Origin of the sequence: Paractinoplanes abujensis (genome assembly GCF_014204895.1) — a bacterium.
Taxonomy (GTDB): domain Bacteria; phylum Actinomycetota; class Actinomycetes; order Mycobacteriales; family Micromonosporaceae; genus Actinoplanes; species Actinoplanes abujensis.
Genome location: NZ_JACHMF010000001.1, coordinates 3392156 through 3411227 on the forward strand (window position 1 = coordinate 3392156; position 19072 = coordinate 3411227).

Below are 19072 nucleotides of genomic sequence, written 5' to 3' on the forward strand. Positions count from 1 at the left end.
CGCCGATCGCCGCCGGTGAACGGCGATGACTCTTTTCGGGAAACGCATGATGGACACACCAGGGAGTGCGCGCCAATGCGGAATGCCGCGGCGCACGGGTGTGCTAAAGAAACACTTAACTCAGGTAACAGTGACTCCGGGCCGCACGTTCATGGCCTCCGACCAGGCCACAAAGTCATCCAGGCATTTACTTTTCAGTCCTCGGGTGATCGCGAGCCGCCGCCACGGCAATGGGCTCGAACGATGCACACCGACATGCTTCTATATCGATCGACGATGTGCAAGCGTCGATCAACGACGAGTCGCCCGCAATCCCGCGGGCGATGTGATTGCCCCCGAAATGCTTATTCGCCGGCGATCCGCGAAACGGCAGCCGCCTTCCGGGCCCTCTGCCCGCGCTTTCGCGTACGCTCCGGCAACTCGAGGACCGTGCCGGGGCCCCGCCGGCCGGCCGGTCCGCCACCGGGCTCACCCTGTTGCCGGAGGGCACCACGTTCCCGCCCGAGGGCCGGGCCGCGCTCGGCGCGTCCGACGACGCCCCGGAGGAGCGGCCCACGGGCCGGACGCTGCGCCCCGCCGCACGGCACCGGGGCGGCGCGGGCGGTGACCGATGAAGTTCACCTGAGTGGATCTTTAAGGCTTCCTTAGAACCCGTCCGGACCCGGGGCGTCGCTGCCGATAATCGACAGTCCCCACTTCAGGGCTGCCCCGCCCTGCCTATCCGCCGAGGAGAGTCTCTCCGTGCCTGCCCACGCCCGCCGCCGCCGGATCCCCTACGTGCTGACGGCCGCCGCCGTCGCCGGAGTGATCGGTCTCGGCTACGCCGGGATTGCCGCGGCGCGATCCTCCTCCGACGACAAGGACGCCCAGCTGACCGCGGCCGCGCCGCGCGACGTCGCGCCCGCGGCCACCGAGGAATCGCTGCCGGTGCCGTCGTCGAGCGTGAGCCCGTCCCCCACCCTCACCACCTCCCCCACCCCGGCGGCCAGCCCCTCGGCCCGCCCGACCGGCAGCGCCACCACGCCGGCGACCAAGCCCGCCACCACGCGGCCGACGACCAAGCGGCCCACCAAGAAGCCGACGAAGACCACGCAGCCGCCCGCGCCCGGCAACACGGGCGGCGGCTCGTCCGGCGGCGACTCCGGCACCGTGTCCGAGGTGATCCGCCTGGTCAACGCGGAACGCAAGGAGGCCGGCTGCGGCTCCCTGGCCGGCGAGTCCCGCCTGCACCGGGCCGCCCAGAAGCACTCCGATCGGCAGGCCGACCAGAACAACATGTCGCACCAGCTGCCCGGCGAGGCCTCGATGGGCGACCGGGTGACCGCCGAGGGCTACCGCTGGGGCGGCGTCGCCGAGAACGTGGCCGCCGGCTACCGCACGCCCGACGCCGTCATGGAGGGCTGGATGAACAGCGCCGGGCACAAGGCCAACATCCTCAACTGCGGCTACAAGCACATCGGGGTCGGCGTGGCCAAGTCCGGCGACGGCACCCTCTACTGGACGCAGAACTTCGCCTCACCCCTGTAGAACTGCCGTCCCGGCCCGCTGACCCCGGTCGCTCAGGACGTCGGGGCCGGGGCCGGCGCCGAGCTGCCGGACGGGGCCGGGACGGACTCGCCGGGTCCGGGACGACCGTGGCCGCCGGGACCGCCTTCCCCGCGGCCGCCGGGACCCCACGGGCCGCGCCGGCCTTCGGGGCGGTCCGGGGCCGGCGCGACCGAGGTGGCGTCGAGCGAGACGCCGTCGGCGTTCACCGTGCCCTCGGCATGCACCCGGACGCCCACTTCGACGCCGGACGGGACGGTGGCGATGTTGATCTGGCGGGTGAAGCCGTCGCGGTCGACGATCAGGACGCGGCCGTTCTCGATCGACGTGACCGTGCCGCTCAGGTGCGGTTTGTGCGCGCGGGGAGCCGGGGCCTCGGACGGCGACGAGGCGGACGGGTTCGGCGCGGGATCGGCGTGGGCCAGCCCGGCGACGCCGAGGGCCAGCCCGCCGCCGGCCACCACGGCGATCGTGATCCGGCTCAGCGCGGACTGCGGAAGGGAAAGCTTCAACGTCAGCGTCTCCTTGTTCGGGGCGCCGCCACGGCCGGGGCGCCTGTCACCACGCTGACCGGCGGGCCTGAAGACGACCTGAAGCGGGCGGCTTCTTCAGCCGCTCTTCAGCTTCGTGACGGCCCACCCATAGCCGGACCGGCCAGACTGGCCCGATGGTCGCGCGGGTGCTGGTGGTGGAGGACGAGGAAGCCATCCGGGAGCCGTTGACGACGGCGTTGCGGGCGGCCGGGCACGAGGTCCGGGCCTGCGCCGACGGCACCGGTTTCGAGGCGGTGGTCGACTCCTTCCGGCCCGACCTGGCCCTGCTCGACGTGCATCTGCCCGGCGGCCGGGACGGTTTCGAGCTGGCCCGCGCGCTGGGCGGCCGCAGCGACTGCGCCGTGCTGATGGTGACCGCCCGCGACACCGTCGGCGACCGGCTCACCGGGTTCGCCGCGGGCGCCGACGACTACGTCGTCAAGCCGTTCGCCACCGTCGAGGTGCTGGCCCGGGTCACGGCGATCCTGCGCCGGCTGGGCCGGGTGCCGTCGACCGTGCAGGTCGGCGATCTCGTCGTGGACGAGGGGGCCCAGGTCGCCGTCCGGGCCGGGGCCCCGCTGACGCTGACCGGCACCGAGTTCAAACTGCTGGCCTACCTGATCGGGCACCGCGGCCGGATCCTGTCCAAGACGCAGCTGCTGACTCAGGTCTGGGGCTACGACGAATACGACCCCAACCTGGTCGAGGTGCACGTCAGCGCCCTGCGCCGCAAGCTCGAACAGCACGGGCCGCGCCTGATCCACACCGAACGCGGCCTGGGCTACGTGGTGCGGCCGTGAGGCGGCCGGCCTCGCTGCGGGGCCGCGTCACCCTGGGCGTGCTCGCGCTGCTGACGGTGGTCCTGGCCGGGTTGTTCACCGCGGTCGACGTGGCCCTGTCGGCCCGGCTGCACGCCGACGCCCGCACCCGGCTCACCGATCGGATGGCCCTGGCCCAGCAGCTGCAGGGCACGCTGAGCATGCAGCGGCTGGCCGACCGGTTGCGGGGCGACGGCGTGGTCGTCCGGCTGTGCACCGCCGACGGCGCGACCTGCGCCACCGCCGCCTCCGACGCACCGCCGCCCGGGGCGGGACGACCGCGGGGTCCACGCCCCGGACGCCCGGAGACGACGCGCACCGCCACCGTGCCCGTGGAGACGGCGGGCAGCGTGATCTTCGTGCGTTCGACGCTGCCCGGCGATCAGGTGCTGACGCTGAGCCTGGACACCACCCAGATCACCGAGGCGGTCAACCGGCTGATCGCGTTCGAGGTCGCCGGGGGCGCCTTGGCCCTGGTGCTGGCCGGTCTGGCCGCGGCCCGGATCTCCCGTACGGCGTTGCGCCCGCTCGAGGACATGACCGCGGTGGCCCGGCAGATCGCCGCGGGCGACCGGGGGCAGCGGCTCGGCGCACCCCGGTCGGACACGGAGCTGGGCCGCACGGCGGCCGCCTTCGACGCCATGCTGGACGAGCTGGAGACGGGCGAGGTGCGGATGCGCTCGTTCCTCAGCGACGCCTCGCACGAGCTGCGCACCCCGCTGGCCGGCCTGCAGGCCAACGCCGAGCTGCTGCTGCGCGAGAACCCGGACCGCGACGAGCGGGAACGGGTCGCCGTGGCCATGGTCCGCGAGTCGCGCCGGGCCGCCCGCCTGGTGGACGACCTGCTCACCATGGCCCGGCTGGGGCAGGGCCTGCCGCTGATGCTCGAACGGGTCGACCTGCTCGCGCTGGCCGGGTCCGAGGCCGAGCGGGCCCGCTCGCTCTCGCCCGGCCTGCACATCGAGGTCACCGGCGAGCCCGGCCTGTCCGTGCAGGGCGACCCCGTACGGCTCGGTCAGATCGTCACCAACCTGCTGGACAACGCCCGTTACGCCACCCCGTCCGGCGGGCGGATCGCGGTGCTGGTGCGCCGCAGCGGGTCACGCGTCCACCTCGAGGTCGCCGACACCGGCCCGGGTGTCGCGCCGGGCGAACGAGCCCTGATCTTCGAGCGGTTCGGCCGCGGCGACGCCTCCCGTTCCCGGCACACCGGCGGCGCCGGCCTGGGCCTGCCCATCGCCCGCGGCCTGGCCCAGACCCACAGCGGCGACCTGACCTACGTCGACGGCGGCCCCGGCGCGACGTTCCGCCTGGACCTGCCGTCGATCAGGCCCGGCGCGGACCGGCCGCCGGGGCCGCGAACCGCGGGCTGGGAAGATTCCGCCGGCGGATGAGGAACTCGGCCACGACGAGGTTGGGCAGCCAGCACAGGAACGGCACGGCGGCGTAAGCGTCGACGTACATCTGCTCGCCGCCGGCGTCGCGTCCGGTCAGCAGCTGCACGCCGATCAGCACACCCAGCCACAGGCGCAGGGCGGGGGCCCGCACGACGCCCGGCCGGTCGGCGTAGGTGGCGGCGAGACCGGTCTCGGCGGCCGGCGATCACCTGTGCGAGGTCAGGGCACGATGACGGTCAGCTCACGGCACGGTGAGGGGTGAGACGTCGTCGCCGTGCAGGGACCAGCCGGGGCCGGTGGCCTTGGCCCGTTTGGCCGCGTACATGGCGGTGTCGGCCTGCTGGAGCAGCTCGTCGGTGCCGGCCCGGCCGCCGCCGCTGACCGCGATGCCGATGCTGGCGGTGCAGCACAGGGTGGCGCCGCCGACGGTGACCGGCTCGGCCAGCGCGTGCAGGATGCGGGTGGCCACCGCGATCGCGTTGTCGGGCAGGCTGATGTCGACCAGGACGACCGCGAACTCGTCGCCGCCGAGCCGGCCGACGGTGTCCGCGCCCAGCACGGAGCGCTGCAAGGCGTTGGCCGCCGCGATCAGCATCTGGTCGCCCGCTTCGTGGCCGTACGTGTCGTTGACCGGCTTGAAGTCGTTGAGGTCGATGTAGAGCACCGCCAGGCGGCCACCGGCGGGCAGGTCGGCCAGCGCGCGGTCCAGCGCCTTGAGGAACGCGCCCCGGTTGAGCAGCCCGGTCAGCACGTCGTGGGCGGCCTCGTGCTGCAGCAGCTCCTGGAACTCGCGGCGCTCGGTCACGTCACGGTGGCTGATCACCAGGCCGCCGACGGCGGGGTTGGCCGTCAGGTCGCGGACGGTCACGTCGTGCCAGTGCCAGGTGCCGTCGGCGTGCCGGGTGCGCACCTCCGTACGCTGCTCGGTCGCGCCGGCCTCCCGGGTCCGCAACGCGGTCACGTCGTCGGGGTGGATGAGCCGGTAGTAGTCGGTGCCGACCAGATCCTCGGGCCGGTAGCCCAGCACCGCCAGCGCGGCCGGGCTGACCGAGTCGATCACGCCGTCCGCGTTCACCACATTGATCACGTCGGCCGAGTCCTGCACCAGCGCCCGGTAGCGTTCCTCGCGACGGCGCAGTTGCTCGGCCGCGGCCTTCTGCACCTCGTCCATCTCGAGCTGGGCCCGGTGGATGAACCGCCAGTAGGCGAGCTGCACGGCGCACATCGCCAGCACGAACCCGGCGTGCAGCAGGCCGAACCAGACCGGGTGGGCCCAGGCCCGGGGGTCGGAGAACACCACCTCGGGCACGAGGATGCCGACCACCACATGGTGCACCGCGACCAGCGCCACGGAGAGCACCAGCGTCAGCCACTCCTGATAGAGGCTGATCAGACCGAGCACCACGAAGAACGAGAAGTGCAGGTCGGTGAGCCCGGCGCCGGCGTGCACCAGCGCGGCCGAACCTAGTAGCAGCCCCAGCGACACCACGAGCGAGCCCGCGCGCGGCGACTTGACCCCGGTGGCCGCGGCGGCGCAGGCCGCGGTCGCGCCGACCATCCCCCACACGACGGCGAGACCGCCCCCGTGCCCGGCGTGCGGCTGCTGCAGCAGATCGGCGATGCGCTCCTGGAACGCGGCCATGGCCACGATCACCGGCAGCGTCATGATCAGCAGGGCGCGCAGAGCCCGGTGCCGGGCGGCGAAGACACCGTCCGGCAGCCGGATGTCCGGCACCAGCCGGCTGACCCAGTCGGCCACGTCCTTCCCATCGGACCCGTCCGGTCTTTGCTGAGCGGATCCCCGTCAGGCCCGGCCCCGGCAGCGGCCGGCGACGCGGACCGCGAACCGGTGCTGCGGCACGACCCGGCATCCCGGGCCGTAGCTGTCCTCCCCTAGCCGGCCGGGGGCGTGACACCGGTCGCGCCCTCCTCGGCCGCCGCCCGCTCGTCCGGCCGGCGGCGCCGCAGGTCGGGACGGGTCAGCGCGGGAGGCACGTAGGCCACGTCGAGCGGGCCCACGTCGACGCCGGGCGGGACGACCTCGTCGATCTCGTCGAGGATGTCGTCGGTGAGGGTGATGGCCGCGCCGGCCAGCAGGTCGTCGAGGTGGGCCATGGTGCGGGGGCCGATGACGGCCGACGTGACCGCGGGGTGGGTGACGGCGAAGGCCAGGGCCATGTGGGTCAGCGACAGGCCGGCCCGGGCGGCGATCGGGCGGAGCCGGTCCACGGCGTCGTGTTTGGCCTGGTCGGTCATGTGCCGGGGCACCCAGTGCAGGCGGGCCGCCGAGACCTTTCCCGTACGGCCGGTGAGCAGGCCCATGGCCAGCGGGCTCCAGACCAGCGTGCCCAGGCCGTAGCGGGCGCAGACCGGCAGCACGTCGCGTTCGATGCCGCGGTTCAGGATCGAGTAGGGCGGCTGTTCGGTGCGGAAGCGGGCCAGGCCGCGGCGTTCCGACACCCCTTGGGCCTCGACGATCTCGGGCGCGGGCAGGCTGGAGTGCCCGATCGCGCGCACCTTGCCCGCCCGGATCAGGTCGTTCAGGGCGTCCAGCGTCTCCTCGATGTCGGTGCCCGGGTCGGGGTGGTGCATCTGGTAGAGGTCGATGTGGTCGACGCCGAGACGCCGCAGCGAGGCCTCGAGCGCGGTGACGATGTAACGCCGGGAACTGCCGCGCTGGTTGGGGCCGGGGCCCATCGGGCCGTTGAACTTGGTGGCGAGCACGACGTCGTCGCGGCGGCCGCGCAGGGCTTGGCCGACGATGCGTTCGGTTGCGCCGTCGCCGCCGTAGACGTCGGCGGTGTCGATGACGTTGATGCCGGCGTCGAGGGCCCGGTGGATGATCCGCACGCAGTCGTCGGGGTCGGCGTTGCCGTACGGGCCGAACATCATCGTCCCCAGGCTGTAGGGACTGACCTGGATGCCGGTGCGGCCGAGGGGTCGGGTGAACATGGGACCGACCCTGCCGGAGGTAGGTGACAGGAAGTGGCACCTACCTCGGGCAGAATCGGGGCATGCCGAAGACCTCTGCCCGGCTCCTGGCCCTGCTGTCGTTGTTGCAGGCGCGCCGGGACTGGCCGGGAACGCTGCTGGCCGAGCGGCTCGACATCAGCCTGCGCACGGTCCGCCGGGACGTCGATCGGCTGCGGGAACTCGGTTATCCGATCGCCGCGGTCAAGGGTCCCGACGGTGGTTACCGGCTCAGCGCCGGCACCGAGCTGCCGCCGCTGCTGTTCGACGACGAGCAGGCCGTCGCGCTCACCGTGGCCCTGCAAGTGGCCGCGAGCGGTTCGGGCGACGAGGCCGCGGCGCGGGCATTGCACACCGTCCGGCAGGTCATGCCGGCCCGGCTGCGCCGCCGCATCGAGGCCGTACGGGTCACCGCCGTGGAACGGCCCGCCACCCGGCCCGCGGCCCCGGTCGACAGCGACGTGCTGCTCGCCCTCAGCGCGGCCGTGCACGCCCGCGAAGTGCTGCGTTTCTACTACGACGGCGACAACCCGCGCCGGGCCGAACCGCACCACGTCGTCACGTGGGACAGCCGCTGGTATCTGATCGCGTGGGACCTCGACCGGGCCGGCTGGCGCACCTTCCGGGCCGACCGGATCACCGTACGGACCCCCAACGGCCCCCGCTTCGTCCCGCGCGAACTGCCCGGAGGCGACGTGGCGACGTACGTGATCGGGAAGTTCCGCGGCTCCGGCGACGGCAGCTGGCCCTGTCAGGGCACGGTGCTCCTCGACCTGCCCGCCGCCACCGTGGCCCGGTACAGCCGGGACGGCATCGTGGAGGAGGCCGGGCCGGGCCGGTGCCGGCTCACCGCCGGTTCCTGGTCGTGGCCCGCGCTCGCCGCCGCCGTCGCCCGGTTCGACGCCGACATCGAGGTGGTCGGCCCGCCCGAGCTGACCGACGCGTTCGCCCGCCTGGCCGAACGGTTCCGGAGAGTCGCGGGCTGACTCAGCTCAGCGCGGCCGCCTGGATGTCGACGTTGCCGCAGGTCGGGTGGAACGGCTGAACGTTGGCCCACGTGACGCGCAGCACCTCACCGGCCGGGGCACGGAACCGGATCACGAACACCGCCGTGCCGTTGGTCTGCCGGTTCTCCAGCTCGGCCGACGCGGTGCGCCCGGCCAGCGTCGCCGTCAGTTTGCCACGGGCCATCCACAACCCGGCGTAGAGGCGCAGCGTACGGGTGGCCGGGCCGGCGGTCACGGAGACGTCGAAGCTTCCGTTCGCCTGGCAGACGTACAGGCCCGTGGGTGACGGCCGTGCCGCCGCGGTCGGTGCGCCGCCGGTCCAGCTGAAGCTCTGCGGGTTGTTGTCGTAGCGGCTGCGGACACCGGTGACACCGAGGTCCCTGATCTCGCCGGTGCCGCCCGCACGCCGGTTGACCGCCTCCGGGCCCGTCAGTCCCCAGTGGACCCAGTCGCGCCGGCCGTGCGCGGACAGATCGACGACGGAGGGAACTGCCGCCTGGTGCAGGTGGAGGACCGGCGTGACCGGTTTCGGCGGGCTGGGCACCCCGCGCGGCGGTGACGTCGTGGTGAGCGAGGGCGAAGGTGGCGGTGTCGGTGGCGGTGACGACGGCGGCTCGGCCTCCGGCGACAGCGGCGGATCCCACGGCGTGGGTAAGGCCACCGGCGGCGGGGCTTCCTCGGCGGGGCGATCGGCGAAGAGGACGAACAACGCGGTCGCCCCGAGCAGCACGATGCTGACGGCGACGGCGATCCCCAGCGTCAGGCGGGCCCGGCGGGTGCCGTCCGGCTCGCGAAAGGGCCCACCCGGCAAGAGAGGCGGATCCTCGCGGTGTGCTGCCACGGATCACCTCGTCGGGTCGCACGGCTGTCCGGCGAGTCAGCGTACAGACACCAAACGTGAGCCGATAGACCAACGGTGCGCCGTACCGGGAGGCCAACCTGGTCATGACCGAACCCCCAGGGCGGTCGCAGCCGGACTACGGTTGCCGCATGCAGAAGCGCACCCTCGGTAACGGCCTGGAAGTGTCGGCGATCGGCTTCGGCGCGATGGGGATGAGCGATGGCTACGGCCCCGGCCCCGGCCGCGAGGCCAACATCGCCCTGCTCCGCGACGCCGTCGAGCTCGGCGTCACGTTCTTCGACACGGCCGAGGTCTACGGGCCGTTCGTCAACGAGGAGCTGGTCGGAGAGGCCCTTCAACCCGTACGGGACGAGGTCGTCATCGCCACGAAGTTCGGCTTCGCGTTCGACGCCGACGGCAAGCAGACCGGGCTCTCGAGCCGCCCCGAGCACATCGGACAGGTCGCCGAAGCCTCCCTGCGGCGGCTGCGCACCGACCGGATCGACCTGTTCTACCAACACCGGGTCGACCCCGACGTGCCGATCGAGGAGGTGGCCGGGGCCGTCAAGGAGCTCATCGAGGCGGGCAAGGTCAAACACTTCGGCATGTCCGAGGCCGCCGCCGCCACCGTGCGCCGGGCCCACGCCGTGCAACCGGTCACCGCGCTGCAGAACGAGTACTCGCTGTGGTGGAAACGTCCAGAGGCCGAGATCATCCCGCTCTGCGCGGAACTCGGCATCGGCCTGGTGCCGTTCAGCCCGCTCGGCCGGGGCTTCCTGACCGGGGCCATCACCGCCGACACCGCGTTCACCCCCGGTGACATCCGCGGCACCATCCCCCGGTTCGAGGCCGAGGCCCGCCAGGCCAACCAGGAGCTGGTCGAGCTGCTCGGGGTCATCGCGGCCGGCAAGAACGCCACCCGCGCCCAGATCGCCCTGGCCTGGCTGCTGGCCCGCGAGCCGTGGATCGTGCCCATCCCCGGCACCCGCCGCCCGGAACGCCTGCGCGAAAACCTCGGCGCCGCCGACGTCACGCTGACCGCCGACGACCTGGCCGAGATCGACGCCGCCACGGCCCGGGTCGCCATCCGGGGCGGCCGCTACGCCCCGCAGACGGAGGCCCTGACCAACCGCTGAGGCACTCCGGCCGGGCCCGTGGACGCCGCGAGACCGCCGCGATCCGGCCCAGCCGCGAGACCGCCGCGATCAGGACAGGCGCGGCGGGCGGTGGCCGTTCGCGCTGGCCGTCTCGTGGACGGCGACGGTGCTCGCCGACCTGCTGCTGACCCGGGTGGTGCTGCCCGCCGGTTGGGCGCTGCCGCTGGTGCTCGTGCGCCTGGGGCGGCAGTCGCCGCTGGCGGCCCTCGACGAGAGCGCAACCGTCGCGGCGGGCACGAAGCCCGTCGCGGAGGACGCGAGTGTGGTCGCCCCGCCGGGACGAAGCCCGTGGCAGAAGACGCGAGCGTGATCGCCCCGGCGGGCACGGAGCCGATCGCGAAGAACGCGGGCGCGACCGTCCGGGCGGGTGCGGCGCCTGTCGTGGAGAGCGCGGTCGGCGAGGCGTCCGGCCGTCCGGGGGCGGCGCCGTGGTGGGATCTGCCGGCCCGGGCCGTGGCTACCGCCGTGCTGGTGCTGACGGTCACCGGTGTCGCGGCGGCCGCGGGGCCGGTGGTGACCGGCGTCCTGGCCCCGTTCCCGGGGCGCGACCAGCGTGGTGGCCGCGTTCGGGCTGGCCCAGCAGGACCCGCGTGCGGTGGTGGGCACGCTGCGAGGGCTTGCCGGATTCGCGGTGTTCTGTCTCCTGGTGACGGTGCTGCTGGGTCCGTGCTTCTGCTGCAGGGCGTGTTCAGTTCCGGGCCGACCAGGCGGCCCACAGGCGGGCGTAGCTGCCGCCCGCCGCGACGAGGTCGGCGTGGGTTCCGGTTTCGACGATCGTGCCGTGGTCCATGACGACGACGCGGTCGGCCGCGGCGGCCTGGGTGAGGCGGTGCGCGACCACCAGCGCGGTGCGTCCCTCCAGGGCCGCGGCGGCCGCCTGTTCCAGGTCGCGGGCGCCCGAGCTGCCCGCCTCGGCTGTGGCCTCGTCGAGGATCACGACCGGCGGGTCGAGCAGCACCACGCGGGCCAGGGCCAGTTGCTGGGCCTGGGCCGCGGTCAGGGCGTGACCACCGTCGCCGACGACCGTGCCGAGGCCCGCGGGCAGGTCCCGCGCCCAGCTCAGCGCCCCGACGCGGGCCAGTGCCGCGCTGATTTCGTCGTCGGTGGCCTGCGGACGGGCCAGGCGCAGGTCGTCGGCGAGCGGGCCGGCGAAGACGTGGGTCTCCTGGCTGACGATGGCGACGGTGCTCGCGGGCAGGTCGGTCACGGCGACCCCGCCCACGGTGGCCCGTCCGCGGTCGGGCCGCAGGATGCCCGCGGCCAGCGAGGCGGCGGTGGTTTTGCCCGCGCCGGTGGAGCCGACCAGCGCGACCCGCTCCCCCGCGGCGACGCGCAGCGTCACTGCGTGGAGCACGGGCGGGCCGCCGTCGTAGCCGAAGGTGACGTCGTCCAGCGCCAGGTCCCGGTCCGGCGGTGACGCGCCGGGGTCGCGGCGTTCGACCGGCATGCCCAGCACCCCGACCAGGCGGGCCAGGCTGGCCCCGGCGTCCTGCGCGCGGTCGAAGGTGGCCATCAGCAGCGCGATCGGGTTGAAGAGCCGGTGGAACAGCAGGGCGGCGGCTGACACCTCACCCACGGTGACCTGCCCCGCCCGTACGAGAAGGAAGCCGGTGACCAGCACCGCGGCCAGCCCGGCCAGTTCGGCCCGGTTGATCCGCCCCACGAACCGGGTGTAGAAGGCGAACACGCTCATGGAGATGTCGCGGGCCCGGGCCGACGCGGCTTCGATGTCGGCCTGGTGGCGGTCCTCGAGGCGGTAGGCGTGCACGGTGGGCAGCCCTTGCATGCCTTCGACGAACAGCTGGGAGCGTTCGGCGATGGCCACCCGTTCGGCGGCGTAGGACGGGGCGGCGCGCGGCAGATACCAGCGCAAGCCGATCACGTAGAGCGGCACCGCCAGCGCGCCGGCCAGGCCGAGCCGCCAGTCGAGCCCGGCCATCGCGATCAGGCTGAGCACGGTGAGCAGCAGCGCCGAGATCATGCCGGGCAGGAACTCCGACACGGCCCGGCCGATCGCCGCGATGTCGGCGCCGGCCCGGGACAGCAGGTCACCGCGACCGGCCCGGTCGAGCACCCGCGCGGGCAGGTGGAGCGCGGTGGCCACGGTCTGTTCGCGCAGGTCGGCCAGGATGCGGGAACCGAGCCGGCTGATCAGATGCCCGGCCACCCCGGTCGCGGCCCCGCCCGCGACGGCGGCGGCCACGATGGTGATGGCGACGCCGAGGATCGCGCCCGGTTCGCTGCCGGCGCGGATGCGGTCGACCAGCAGCCCCAGGGCGTAGGCGGGGATGACGGAGGCGGCCGCGGCGAGCAGGCCCGCGGCGAGGGTGATCGCGCTTTCCGTCCTGCGCCGCCCGAGTTCGGCGCCGAGCCAGGCCCGGGTCGCGCGGGTGCCGGCGATCGGCAGGGCCGGGGTCATCGCAGCACCGCCCGGCGGTAGGCCTCGTCGTTCGCGCTCAGGTCGGCGTGCCGGCCTTCGGCGGTGACCGCGCCGCCGTCGATCACGACGACCCGGTCGGCCGCGGCCAGCAGGGCCGGGCTGCTGGTGATGACGACGGTGGCGTACGGGGTCCGGTCGTCGTGCCGCAGCGCCCGGAGGCCGCCCGCGATGGCCTGCTCGGTGACGGCGTCGACCGCGCTTGTCGGGTGGTGCAGCACCAGCAGCGGCGGGCGGGCCAGCAGGGCCCGGGCCAGCGCGATCCGCTGGCGCTGACCGCCGGAGAGGTTGGTGCCGCGTTCGGTCACCGGGCTGCCGGGGTCGCCCACCTGGTCGGCGGCGGCGGCCCGGAGCGCCCGCGGGAGGTGGTCGCCGCCGTCCGCGCGCAGGTCGATGTTGCCGGCCAGGGTGCCGGTGAACAGGTCCGTCCGGTGCGGTTCGACGTGCAGCAGCCGCCGGGCCAGGCCGCGTTCGACGGTTTCCAGCGGCTCACCCGAGAGCAAAAGCGTTCCCTCGTACGCGTCGGGGACGGCCAGGAGCCGCACCAGCGCCTCGGCGTCGGCGGGCCGGTGCGCGACGACACCGACGAACTCCCCCGGCCGTACGTGGAGGTCGAGGCCCCGCAGCGGACCGTGCTCGACGCCCGCCAGCCGCAGGTCGGCGCCGGAGGAAGGGGTGGCGTCGCCGGCCGGCAGCACCAGCGGGGACTGCAGGACCCCCGCCACCCGGTCGGCCGAGGCCCGCGCCGTGGCGTACCAGCTCGGCACGATGGCCAGCGTGCCGAACGGCTCGATGAGGAACTGGGCCGAGCCGATGACGGTGATGAACTGCCCGATCGTGATTCGGCCGGTCAGCGCGAACCACCCGGCCACGATGGCGATCCCGCCCGCCAGCAGCGTGCTCAGCGTCGTCGAGGCGCCCTGGTACGCGTTCTGGGTGCGCGACGAGCGCAGGGTGGCCGCCAGCGACCGCCGGCTGACCACCCGGTAGCGTTCGGCCGCCGCGTCCTGGGCCCCGATGCCGCGCAAGGGACGCAGCCCGGTGACCAGGTCGGTGGCCAGCGAGGTGGCCTTGCCCGCCTGTTCCTGCTGGTCGGCGACGCGCCGGGCGACCAGCGGGGCGGTCCGGTGCAGGACGCCCAGCACGACCGGCGTGGCGACCAGCACGATCAGCCCGAGCGGCCACGAGATGACCAGCAGTGTGACCGCGCTGACCGCCACCGCGACGAGCGCGCTGGTCACGCGCGGGATGTGGTCGAGGACGTACGAGGTGTACTCGGCGTCGGTGGTGGAGACGGTGAGCAGGTCACCGGGCCGCCGGTCGGTTCGCAGCCCGCGCGGGTGCAGGATCTTCGCGGCCACCTCGACCCGCAGCAGGTGCCCTTCCCGGGCGATCGCCCGCTGCAGGTTCCGCGCGCCGAAGCGGTAGGTCACCGTCAGCACCAGGTACGTCGCGGCCAGCACCCCGGTCCAGAGCAGCAGCGCGGCCACGTCCCCGGTGTCGACGGCCCGGTCGACGATCACGCCGATGAGCACCGGCACGAGGGCCGCGCAGAGCTGGTAGACGCCGGCCAGCACGGTCCCGGCCCAGAGCCGCCGGCCGTTGCGGGCGACCGCCCGGCGCAGGATCGCGGTACCGGGCTTTCTCGTGCGGGACACCGCGGGACTCCTCACCCAAAGATCAAGTAAGGGCAGCCTAATAGGCTACGTCCCGCCACGCCCGCGCCGGTGACGCCCGCCACCTACCAGCTCGCGAACTCCCGGGGCGAGAACTTGCCCTCTTCGAGCCGGTGCTCGATCTCCTCCAGGCTGCGGCCGGTCAGCTCGGGCATCTTCCGGTACAGGAAGACGAACGCGATGATGTTGAAGGCCGCGTACATCCAGAACGTCTGGCCCGTGCCGATGGCCTTCATGGTGCTCAGCAGCGTCAGGGTGATGAGCACGTTGGTTCCCCACAACGACGCCGACTGCGCCGCGGCGCCCGCCGCCCGGGTGGCCAGCGGGTAGATCTCGGAACCGGTCAGCCAGCCCATCAGCTGGATCCCGCCGGCGGTGAAGGCCATGAAGGCGATCAGGGTGGCGACGATCCACGGGATCATCGACTTGCCGTCGTGGCCGGTGACGAAGAACGAGCCGAGCACGATGAGCGCGACCGCGGCGCACGGCAACGTCAGCAGGGTGAGCCGGCGGCGCCCGACCCGGTCGATGATCGACAGGCCGATGAGCTGCGCGATCAGGTAGGTCAGGCCGAGCGCGACGGAGACCCGCAGCGCGGTGGAGTCGGAGAAGCCGTTGTCGGTCAGGATGGTGGGCGTGTAGTAGACGATCATCTCGATGCCGGACAACTGCGTGAAGACCGCGAGCCCGCAGCCGACCACGAGCGCCGGCCGCACCCAGGCCGCCTTGAGCCCGGCCCAGCCGCGGGTGCCCGCACGCTTCTCGGCCTGCGCGTTGTCCTCGATCTCGCGCATCTCGCCGGACAGGTCGCTGCCGTGCGGACGCACCCGCTCCAGGGCCTGCCGGGCCCGGTCGAGGTGACCCTCCCGGGCGAGCCAGCGCGGGCTCTCCGGCAGTCTGAGCATCAGGGCGAACATGATCGCGGCGGGCACGGCGGCCATGCCGATCGCCACCCGCCAGTCGATGATCTCGGCGGCGCCCACGACTGTCGCGATGACGATGCCGACCCCGATCGCGATCTGGAAGAAGAGCACCAGGCGCCCGCGGTAGGCGGTCGGCGCGAGCTCGGCCACGTACACCGGGGCGGTCTGCGTCGCCCCGCCGACCGCGAAGCCCAGCACGAGGCGGCTGAGCGACAGCGTGATCGGATCGGGCGAGAGCGAGGCCGCCAGCGACCCGACGACGAAGACGATGCCGATGAGCAGCAGGGTGCCGTGCCGGCCGCGTCGTTCGGCCAGCCGGCTGCAGGTGAGGGCGCCGATGACCGCGCCCACGAGGATCGAGGCGGCGATCACCTGTTCCCATCCGTGACCGATGTCGAAGTCCTCGCCGATCTGCAGCAGGGCGCCGGAGATGATGCCGGTGTCGTACCCGTACAGCAGGCCCGAGACGGCCGAGACGAGGGCGACCGCGACCACCGAGCCGGTGAGCCGATCGCTGCCGGCCGCCTGGCGCGTCCCCGCGTCGCCGTGACTTGTTCTACCCACCATGGACAGGCGGGTACCCCAATGATCGACGCCTATGCGCCGGTTCAGCGGCCGCCGGTCTCCTCGCGCAGCCGTTCGGCCTCCTGCCGGGCCGATGCCGCCTCGGCTGGGCGGTCCCGGCGCCGGTAAATCGCCGACAGCACGGTCAGGGCGCGGGCCAGCAGCACCCGGTAACCGCCCGCGCGGGCCCGTTCCACCGCCTGTTCGGCGGCCGCGGTGGCCGGGGCCAGATCGCCCCGGGACAGGTGGGCGGCGGCCAGGCCCGTCGTGGCGTCGATCTCAACGTAGACGTCGGAGGCCTGCGCGGCCAGCCGCACCGCCGCCTCGTACTGGGTGATCGCGTCCCGGGTGCGGCCCAGCGCCAGGTAGGCCGGGGCCAGCGCGTTGCGGGCCTGGCCCTCGCCGCCGGCGTCGCCCGCCGCCGAGCTCACCTCGGCCGCCTGTTCGGCGTGCCGCCGGGACTGCTGCGGGTCGCTCGTGGCGGTGGCCAGGGACACCCGGGCCACGGTCTCCAGCAACGGTTCGTCGAGCTCGCGGGCCAGGCGCAGCGCCTCGGTGGCCTCGGCCACGGCCTCGTCGGTGGCGCCCTGCTGGCTCAGCACGAGCGCCAGGTTGCCGCGGGTCAGGGCCACCGCCGTACGGGCGCCGCTCTGCTCGGCCAGGGCGAGGGCCCGCCGCAGGTAGTCGTGGGCCGCGGCGAGCCGGCCCAGGGTGAAGTGGGCACCGGCCAGCATGTTGAACGCGTCCCCGGCGGGCGCGCCACCGGTGCGGCGGGTGACGTCGAGGCTGCGTTCGATGTGCTCGACGGCCTTCTCGAACTCGCCCCGCAGGAAGGCCAGCGACCCGATCGCGCTCTCGGCCACGGCTTCGGCCTCGGGCCAGCCCGCCTCCCGGCTCAGGCGCAACGTCTGCTCGTACTGGATCTGGGCGGCGGGCGCGTCGTGCCGGCGCTGGTAGTAGTTGCCGAGGCTGAGCGCCGCCATCGTCCGGCCCGGCAGGTCGTCGGCGGCCGCCGCGGCGGTGGCCACCGCGTGCCACTGCTCGCCGAAGCCGCGGCCCCAGAACCAGCCGCGCAGCAGGTCGGCCAGGGGTCCGGCGCCGGGTTGCAGGGCCACCGCGACCAGGTTGGCCAGCTCGGCGTTGAGCCACGCCACGGCCTCGGCCACCGGGGCCGGCTCGGCGTCTCGGGGCTGGTCCGCCGGGTAGGGCAGGCGGATCATCTGCGGCCACATCGCGCGGGCCGCGCTGTCGCACCGGCGCAGGTAGTACGCGTACAGCCCGGCGCCGGCCCGCTCGGCCTCGGCGGCGCCGGCCCGTCCCCGGGCGTATTCGCGCAGCAGGTCGTGCGGCGCGTACCGGTCGGCGCCGCGCGGCTCGACCAGGTGGGCGCGGGCCAGGCGCCGCAGCCGGTCCCGGGCCTCCCCGACCGGGCAGCCGGTGGCGGCCGCGACCGACTCCGGGGTGAAGTCGTGGCTGGGCAGCACGCCCAGGACCCGGAACGTGCGCTGCTCCGCCTCGGCCAGGCTCTCGTACGACAGGTCGAAGGTGGCCGCCACCCGCAGGTCGCGCTCGCCGTCCACGGCCAGCGCCGCGAACCGGTCGAGCCGCAGCTCGGACAGGTGGCTCGCGATGTCGCGGTGCGCGTCCTCGGCGAGGTTGGCGGCGGCGATGCACACCGCGAGCGGCAGCCCGTCGCACGCCTCGACCAGACCGGCCGCGGCGGCGGGCTGCTCGGCGACCCGGGTGTCGTCGAGGAACCGGCCCAGCAGATGCACGGCGTCCGCGGCAGGCAGCGGCGGCACCGTCATCGAGCGCGCCCCGTGCCCGGCGACCAGGCCGGTCAGCCGGTTGCGGCTGGTCACCACGGCCACCGCGGACGGGCTGCCGGGCAGCAGATCGCGCACCTGTTCGGCGGAGCGCGCGTTGTCCAGCACGACCAGGATGCGCCGCCCCGCGACCATCGAGCGGTAGAGCTTGACCGCGTCCTCGTGGCGGGCCGGCACCGCGCGGGCCTCGACGCCGAGCGAGATCAGCAGGTGCCCGACCGCCTCGGCCGCGGGCATCGGCCGCTGCCGGTGAAAGCCGTGCAGGTCGATGAAGAGCGCCCCGTCGGGGAAGCTCGCCGCGGCGTCGTGCGCCCACTGCACCACCAGCGCGGTCTTGCCGACGCCGGGCGGGCCGACCACGGCGACGACGGGCAGCGCGGGCCGCTCGACCGCGGACACCAGCTCGTCCAGGCGTTTGAGCTCGGCCGACCGGCCGGTGAAGTAGGCCGCCGCGGGCGGCAGCTCGGCCGGCGGGCGGGCCGGGTCGGCGGGCTGGTCGCGCAGGATCGCGTGCTGCAGGTCGGTGAGCTCGGCGCCGGGTTCGATGCCGAGGCCGGTCACCAGCTTCTCGCGCAGATCGCGGAAGACCTTGAGCGCGTCGGCCTTGCGCCCGGACCCGCTCAGCGCCCGCATGAGCTGGCCGTGCAGGCGTTCCCGGTACGGGTTCTCGCTGGTCAGGACGGTCAGCTCGACCACGGTGGCGGCCCCGTCACCCAGCTCGAGCTCGATGTCGAAACGGCGCTCCAGCGCGGCCAGCCGCCGCTCGGAGAGACGCAACACGTACGTGGCCAGGGCGGGCTCGTCGGCCAGCGCGCCGAACGGCCGGCCCCTCCAGCGAGCCGACGCCGTACGGAAAAGGTCTCTGGCCACGGCGAGGTCACCCCGCGCGGCGGCCTCCTCGGCGGCGGCGATCCCGGCCTCGAACTCCCCCGCGTCCACCGTCGACGGCTCGGCCACCAGGCGGTACGTGACTCCCTGGCGGAGCACGGCGTCGCGCCCGAGGATGCGGCGCAGCTGATGCACGTAGTTGCGCAGATTCTCCACTGCGGACGCCGGTGGATGCTCACCCCAGACGGCGTCGACCAGTTCGGGCACCGGGACGGGTTCGTTGAGGCGGCTCAGCAGCACGGCCAGCAGCAGCCGGGGTTTGCCCGGCGGCACGAGCACCTGTCCGCCGTCCTCGACCTCGAAACCGCCGAGGATCCTGAACCTCAAAACCGTCCCCTGTCGCCGCAGTCGTTCCCCGCAAAGATAAAAACGTATGTCGATGCCATCGCCGTGACACTCCCCGAGGCGCCCGCACAGCGATAAAGATCACTCCTCTCCGCCCGCGCATCGGCCGTCCATCCCGTTGTGCCCGGCCGTTCCGTCGAGGGGC

General features: G+C 73.9%; 16 protein-coding genes. 7 read left to right on the forward strand and 9 right to left on the reverse strand.

The annotated features are described in order from the left end of the window. Nucleotides 1-476 precede the first annotated feature (476 nt). A complete protein-coding gene (locus BKA14_RS15275; protein ID WP_184951596.1) occupies nt 477-614 on the forward strand; it encodes a hypothetical protein in 138 nt (45 codons plus the stop codon). A gap of 127 nt (nt 615-741) precedes the next feature. Then, the gene (locus tag BKA14_RS45050; protein ID WP_184951597.1) at nt 742-1527 is read left to right on the forward strand and encodes a CAP domain-containing protein; all 786 of its coding nucleotides are present in this window, start codon (nt 742-744) and stop codon (nt 1525-1527) included. A gap of 32 nt (nt 1528-1559) precedes the next feature. Here the strand turns inward: BKA14_RS45050 and BKA14_RS15285 are convergent, their stop codons facing one another. Next, nucleotides 1560-2057, reverse strand: a complete 498-nt coding sequence (locus tag BKA14_RS15285; RefSeq protein WP_184951598.1) for a hypothetical protein — start codon at nt 2055-2057, stop codon at nt 1560-1562. Between the two features lie 155 nt (nt 2058-2212). Here BKA14_RS15285 and BKA14_RS15290 point away from each other — a divergent pair, with 155 nt between their 5' ends. Both BKA14_RS15290 and BKA14_RS15295 read left to right on the forward strand, forming a co-directional pair. Then, on the forward strand, nt 2213-2878 hold the full coding sequence (locus BKA14_RS15290; protein ID WP_184951599.1) for a response regulator transcription factor: 666 nt from the start codon (nt 2213-2215) through the stop codon (nt 2876-2878). Beyond that, nucleotides 2875-4290 (forward strand): sensor histidine kinase, encoded by a 1416-nt coding sequence (locus BKA14_RS15295; protein WP_184951600.1) that lies wholly within the window; start codon nt 2875-2877, stop codon nt 4288-4290. The genes BKA14_RS15290 and BKA14_RS15295 overlap by 4 nt, the downstream gene beginning before the upstream one ends. On the opposite strand, the gene BKA14_RS15300 is transcribed toward BKA14_RS15295, so the two are convergent. The 3 genes from BKA14_RS15300 to BKA14_RS15310 all read right to left on the reverse strand — a co-directional run bounded on the left by BKA14_RS15300 (nt 4223) and on the right by BKA14_RS15310 (nt 7245). Further along, nucleotides 4223-4444, reverse strand: a complete 222-nt coding sequence (locus BKA14_RS15300) for a DUF2306 domain-containing protein (RefSeq protein ID WP_184951601.1) — start codon at nt 4442-4444, stop codon at nt 4223-4225. The genes BKA14_RS15295 and BKA14_RS15300 overlap by 68 nt on opposite strands. 90 nt (nt 4445-4534) lie before the next feature. Continuing rightward, on the reverse strand, nt 4535-6052 hold the full coding sequence (locus BKA14_RS45055) for a diguanylate cyclase domain-containing protein (protein ID WP_184951602.1): 1518 nt from the start codon (nt 6050-6052) through the stop codon (nt 4535-4537). Between the two features lie 134 nt (nt 6053-6186). Next, nucleotides 6187-7245 (reverse strand): aldo/keto reductase, encoded by a 1059-nt coding sequence (locus tag BKA14_RS15310; RefSeq protein ID WP_184951603.1) that lies wholly within the window; start codon nt 7243-7245, stop codon nt 6187-6189. Nucleotides 7246-7307: 62 nt separating this feature from the next. On the opposite strand from BKA14_RS15310, the gene BKA14_RS15315 reads away from it, so the two are divergent. Beyond that, entirely contained in the window at nt 7308-8249 is a 942-nt protein-coding gene (locus tag BKA14_RS15315; RefSeq protein WP_184951604.1) for a helix-turn-helix transcriptional regulator, read from the forward strand. 1 nt (nt 8250) lies between these two features. On the opposite strand, the gene BKA14_RS15320 is transcribed toward BKA14_RS15315, so the two are convergent. Further along, nucleotides 8251-9081 (reverse strand): hypothetical protein, encoded by an 831-nt coding sequence (locus BKA14_RS15320; RefSeq protein ID WP_184951605.1) that lies wholly within the window; start codon nt 9079-9081, stop codon nt 8251-8253. 179 nt (nt 9082-9260) lie between these two features. Between BKA14_RS15320 and BKA14_RS15325 the strand changes: the two genes are divergently transcribed. Together BKA14_RS15325 and BKA14_RS15330 are read left to right on the forward strand one after the other, a co-directional pair. Next, nucleotides 9261-10247: an aldo/keto reductase gene (locus tag BKA14_RS15325; protein WP_184951606.1), complete on the forward strand. Its 987-nt coding sequence runs from the start codon at nt 9261-9263 to the stop codon at nt 10245-10247. A 127-nt stretch (nt 10248-10374) separates the two neighbouring features. Continuing rightward, the gene (locus tag BKA14_RS15330) at nt 10375-10578 is read left to right on the forward strand and encodes a hypothetical protein (RefSeq protein WP_184951607.1); all 204 of its coding nucleotides are present in this window, start codon (nt 10375-10377) and stop codon (nt 10576-10578) included. 378 nt (nt 10579-10956) lie between these two features. Here the strand turns inward: BKA14_RS15330 and BKA14_RS15335 are convergent, their stop codons facing one another. From BKA14_RS15335 to BKA14_RS15350, 4 genes are all read right to left on the reverse strand, one after another. Further along, nucleotides 10957-12687, reverse strand: coding sequence for an ABC transporter ATP-binding protein (locus BKA14_RS15335; protein WP_184951608.1), 1731 nt, complete (start codon nt 12685-12687; stop codon nt 10957-10959). Further along, nucleotides 12684-14363, reverse strand: coding sequence for an ABC transporter ATP-binding protein (locus BKA14_RS15340; RefSeq protein WP_184951609.1), 1680 nt, complete (start codon nt 14361-14363; stop codon nt 12684-12686). The genes BKA14_RS15335 and BKA14_RS15340 overlap by 4 nt, the downstream gene beginning before the upstream one ends. 83 nt (nt 14364-14446) lie before the next feature. Beyond that, a complete protein-coding gene (locus BKA14_RS15345) occupies nt 14447-15871 on the reverse strand; it encodes a sugar porter family MFS transporter (protein WP_203722546.1) in 1425 nt (474 codons plus the stop codon). Nucleotides 15872-15912: 41 nt separating this feature from the next. Continuing rightward, the gene (locus tag BKA14_RS15350; RefSeq protein ID WP_184951610.1) at nt 15913-18909 is read right to left on the reverse strand and encodes an AfsR/SARP family transcriptional regulator; all 2997 of its coding nucleotides are present in this window, start codon (nt 18907-18909) and stop codon (nt 15913-15915) included. Between the last annotated feature and the right edge of the window lie 163 nt (nt 18910-19072).

Bases quoted from the DNA above. Each gene is read 5' to 3' on its own strand.
- BKA14_RS15335 (WP_184951608.1), bottom strand. From the start codon at position 12,687: ATGACCCCGGCCCTGCCGATCGCCGGCACCCGCGCGACCCGGGCCTGG.
- BKA14_RS15315 (WP_184951604.1), top strand. From the start codon at position 7,308: ATGCCGAAGACCTCTGCCCGGCTCCTGGCCCTGCTGTCGTTGTTGCAG.
- BKA14_RS15290 (WP_184951599.1), top strand. From the start codon at position 2,213: ATGGTCGCGCGGGTGCTGGTGGTGGAGGACGAGGAAGCCATCCGGGAG.
- BKA14_RS15345 (WP_203722546.1), bottom strand. From the start codon at position 15,871: ATGGTGGGTAGAACAAGTCACGGCGACGCGGGGACGCGCCAGGCGGCC.
- BKA14_RS15310 (WP_184951603.1), bottom strand. From the start codon at position 7,245: ATGTTCACCCGACCCCTCGGCCGCACCGGCATCCAGGTCAGTCCCTAC.
- BKA14_RS15325 (WP_184951606.1), top strand. From the start codon at position 9,261: ATGCAGAAGCGCACCCTCGGTAACGGCCTGGAAGTGTCGGCGATCGGC.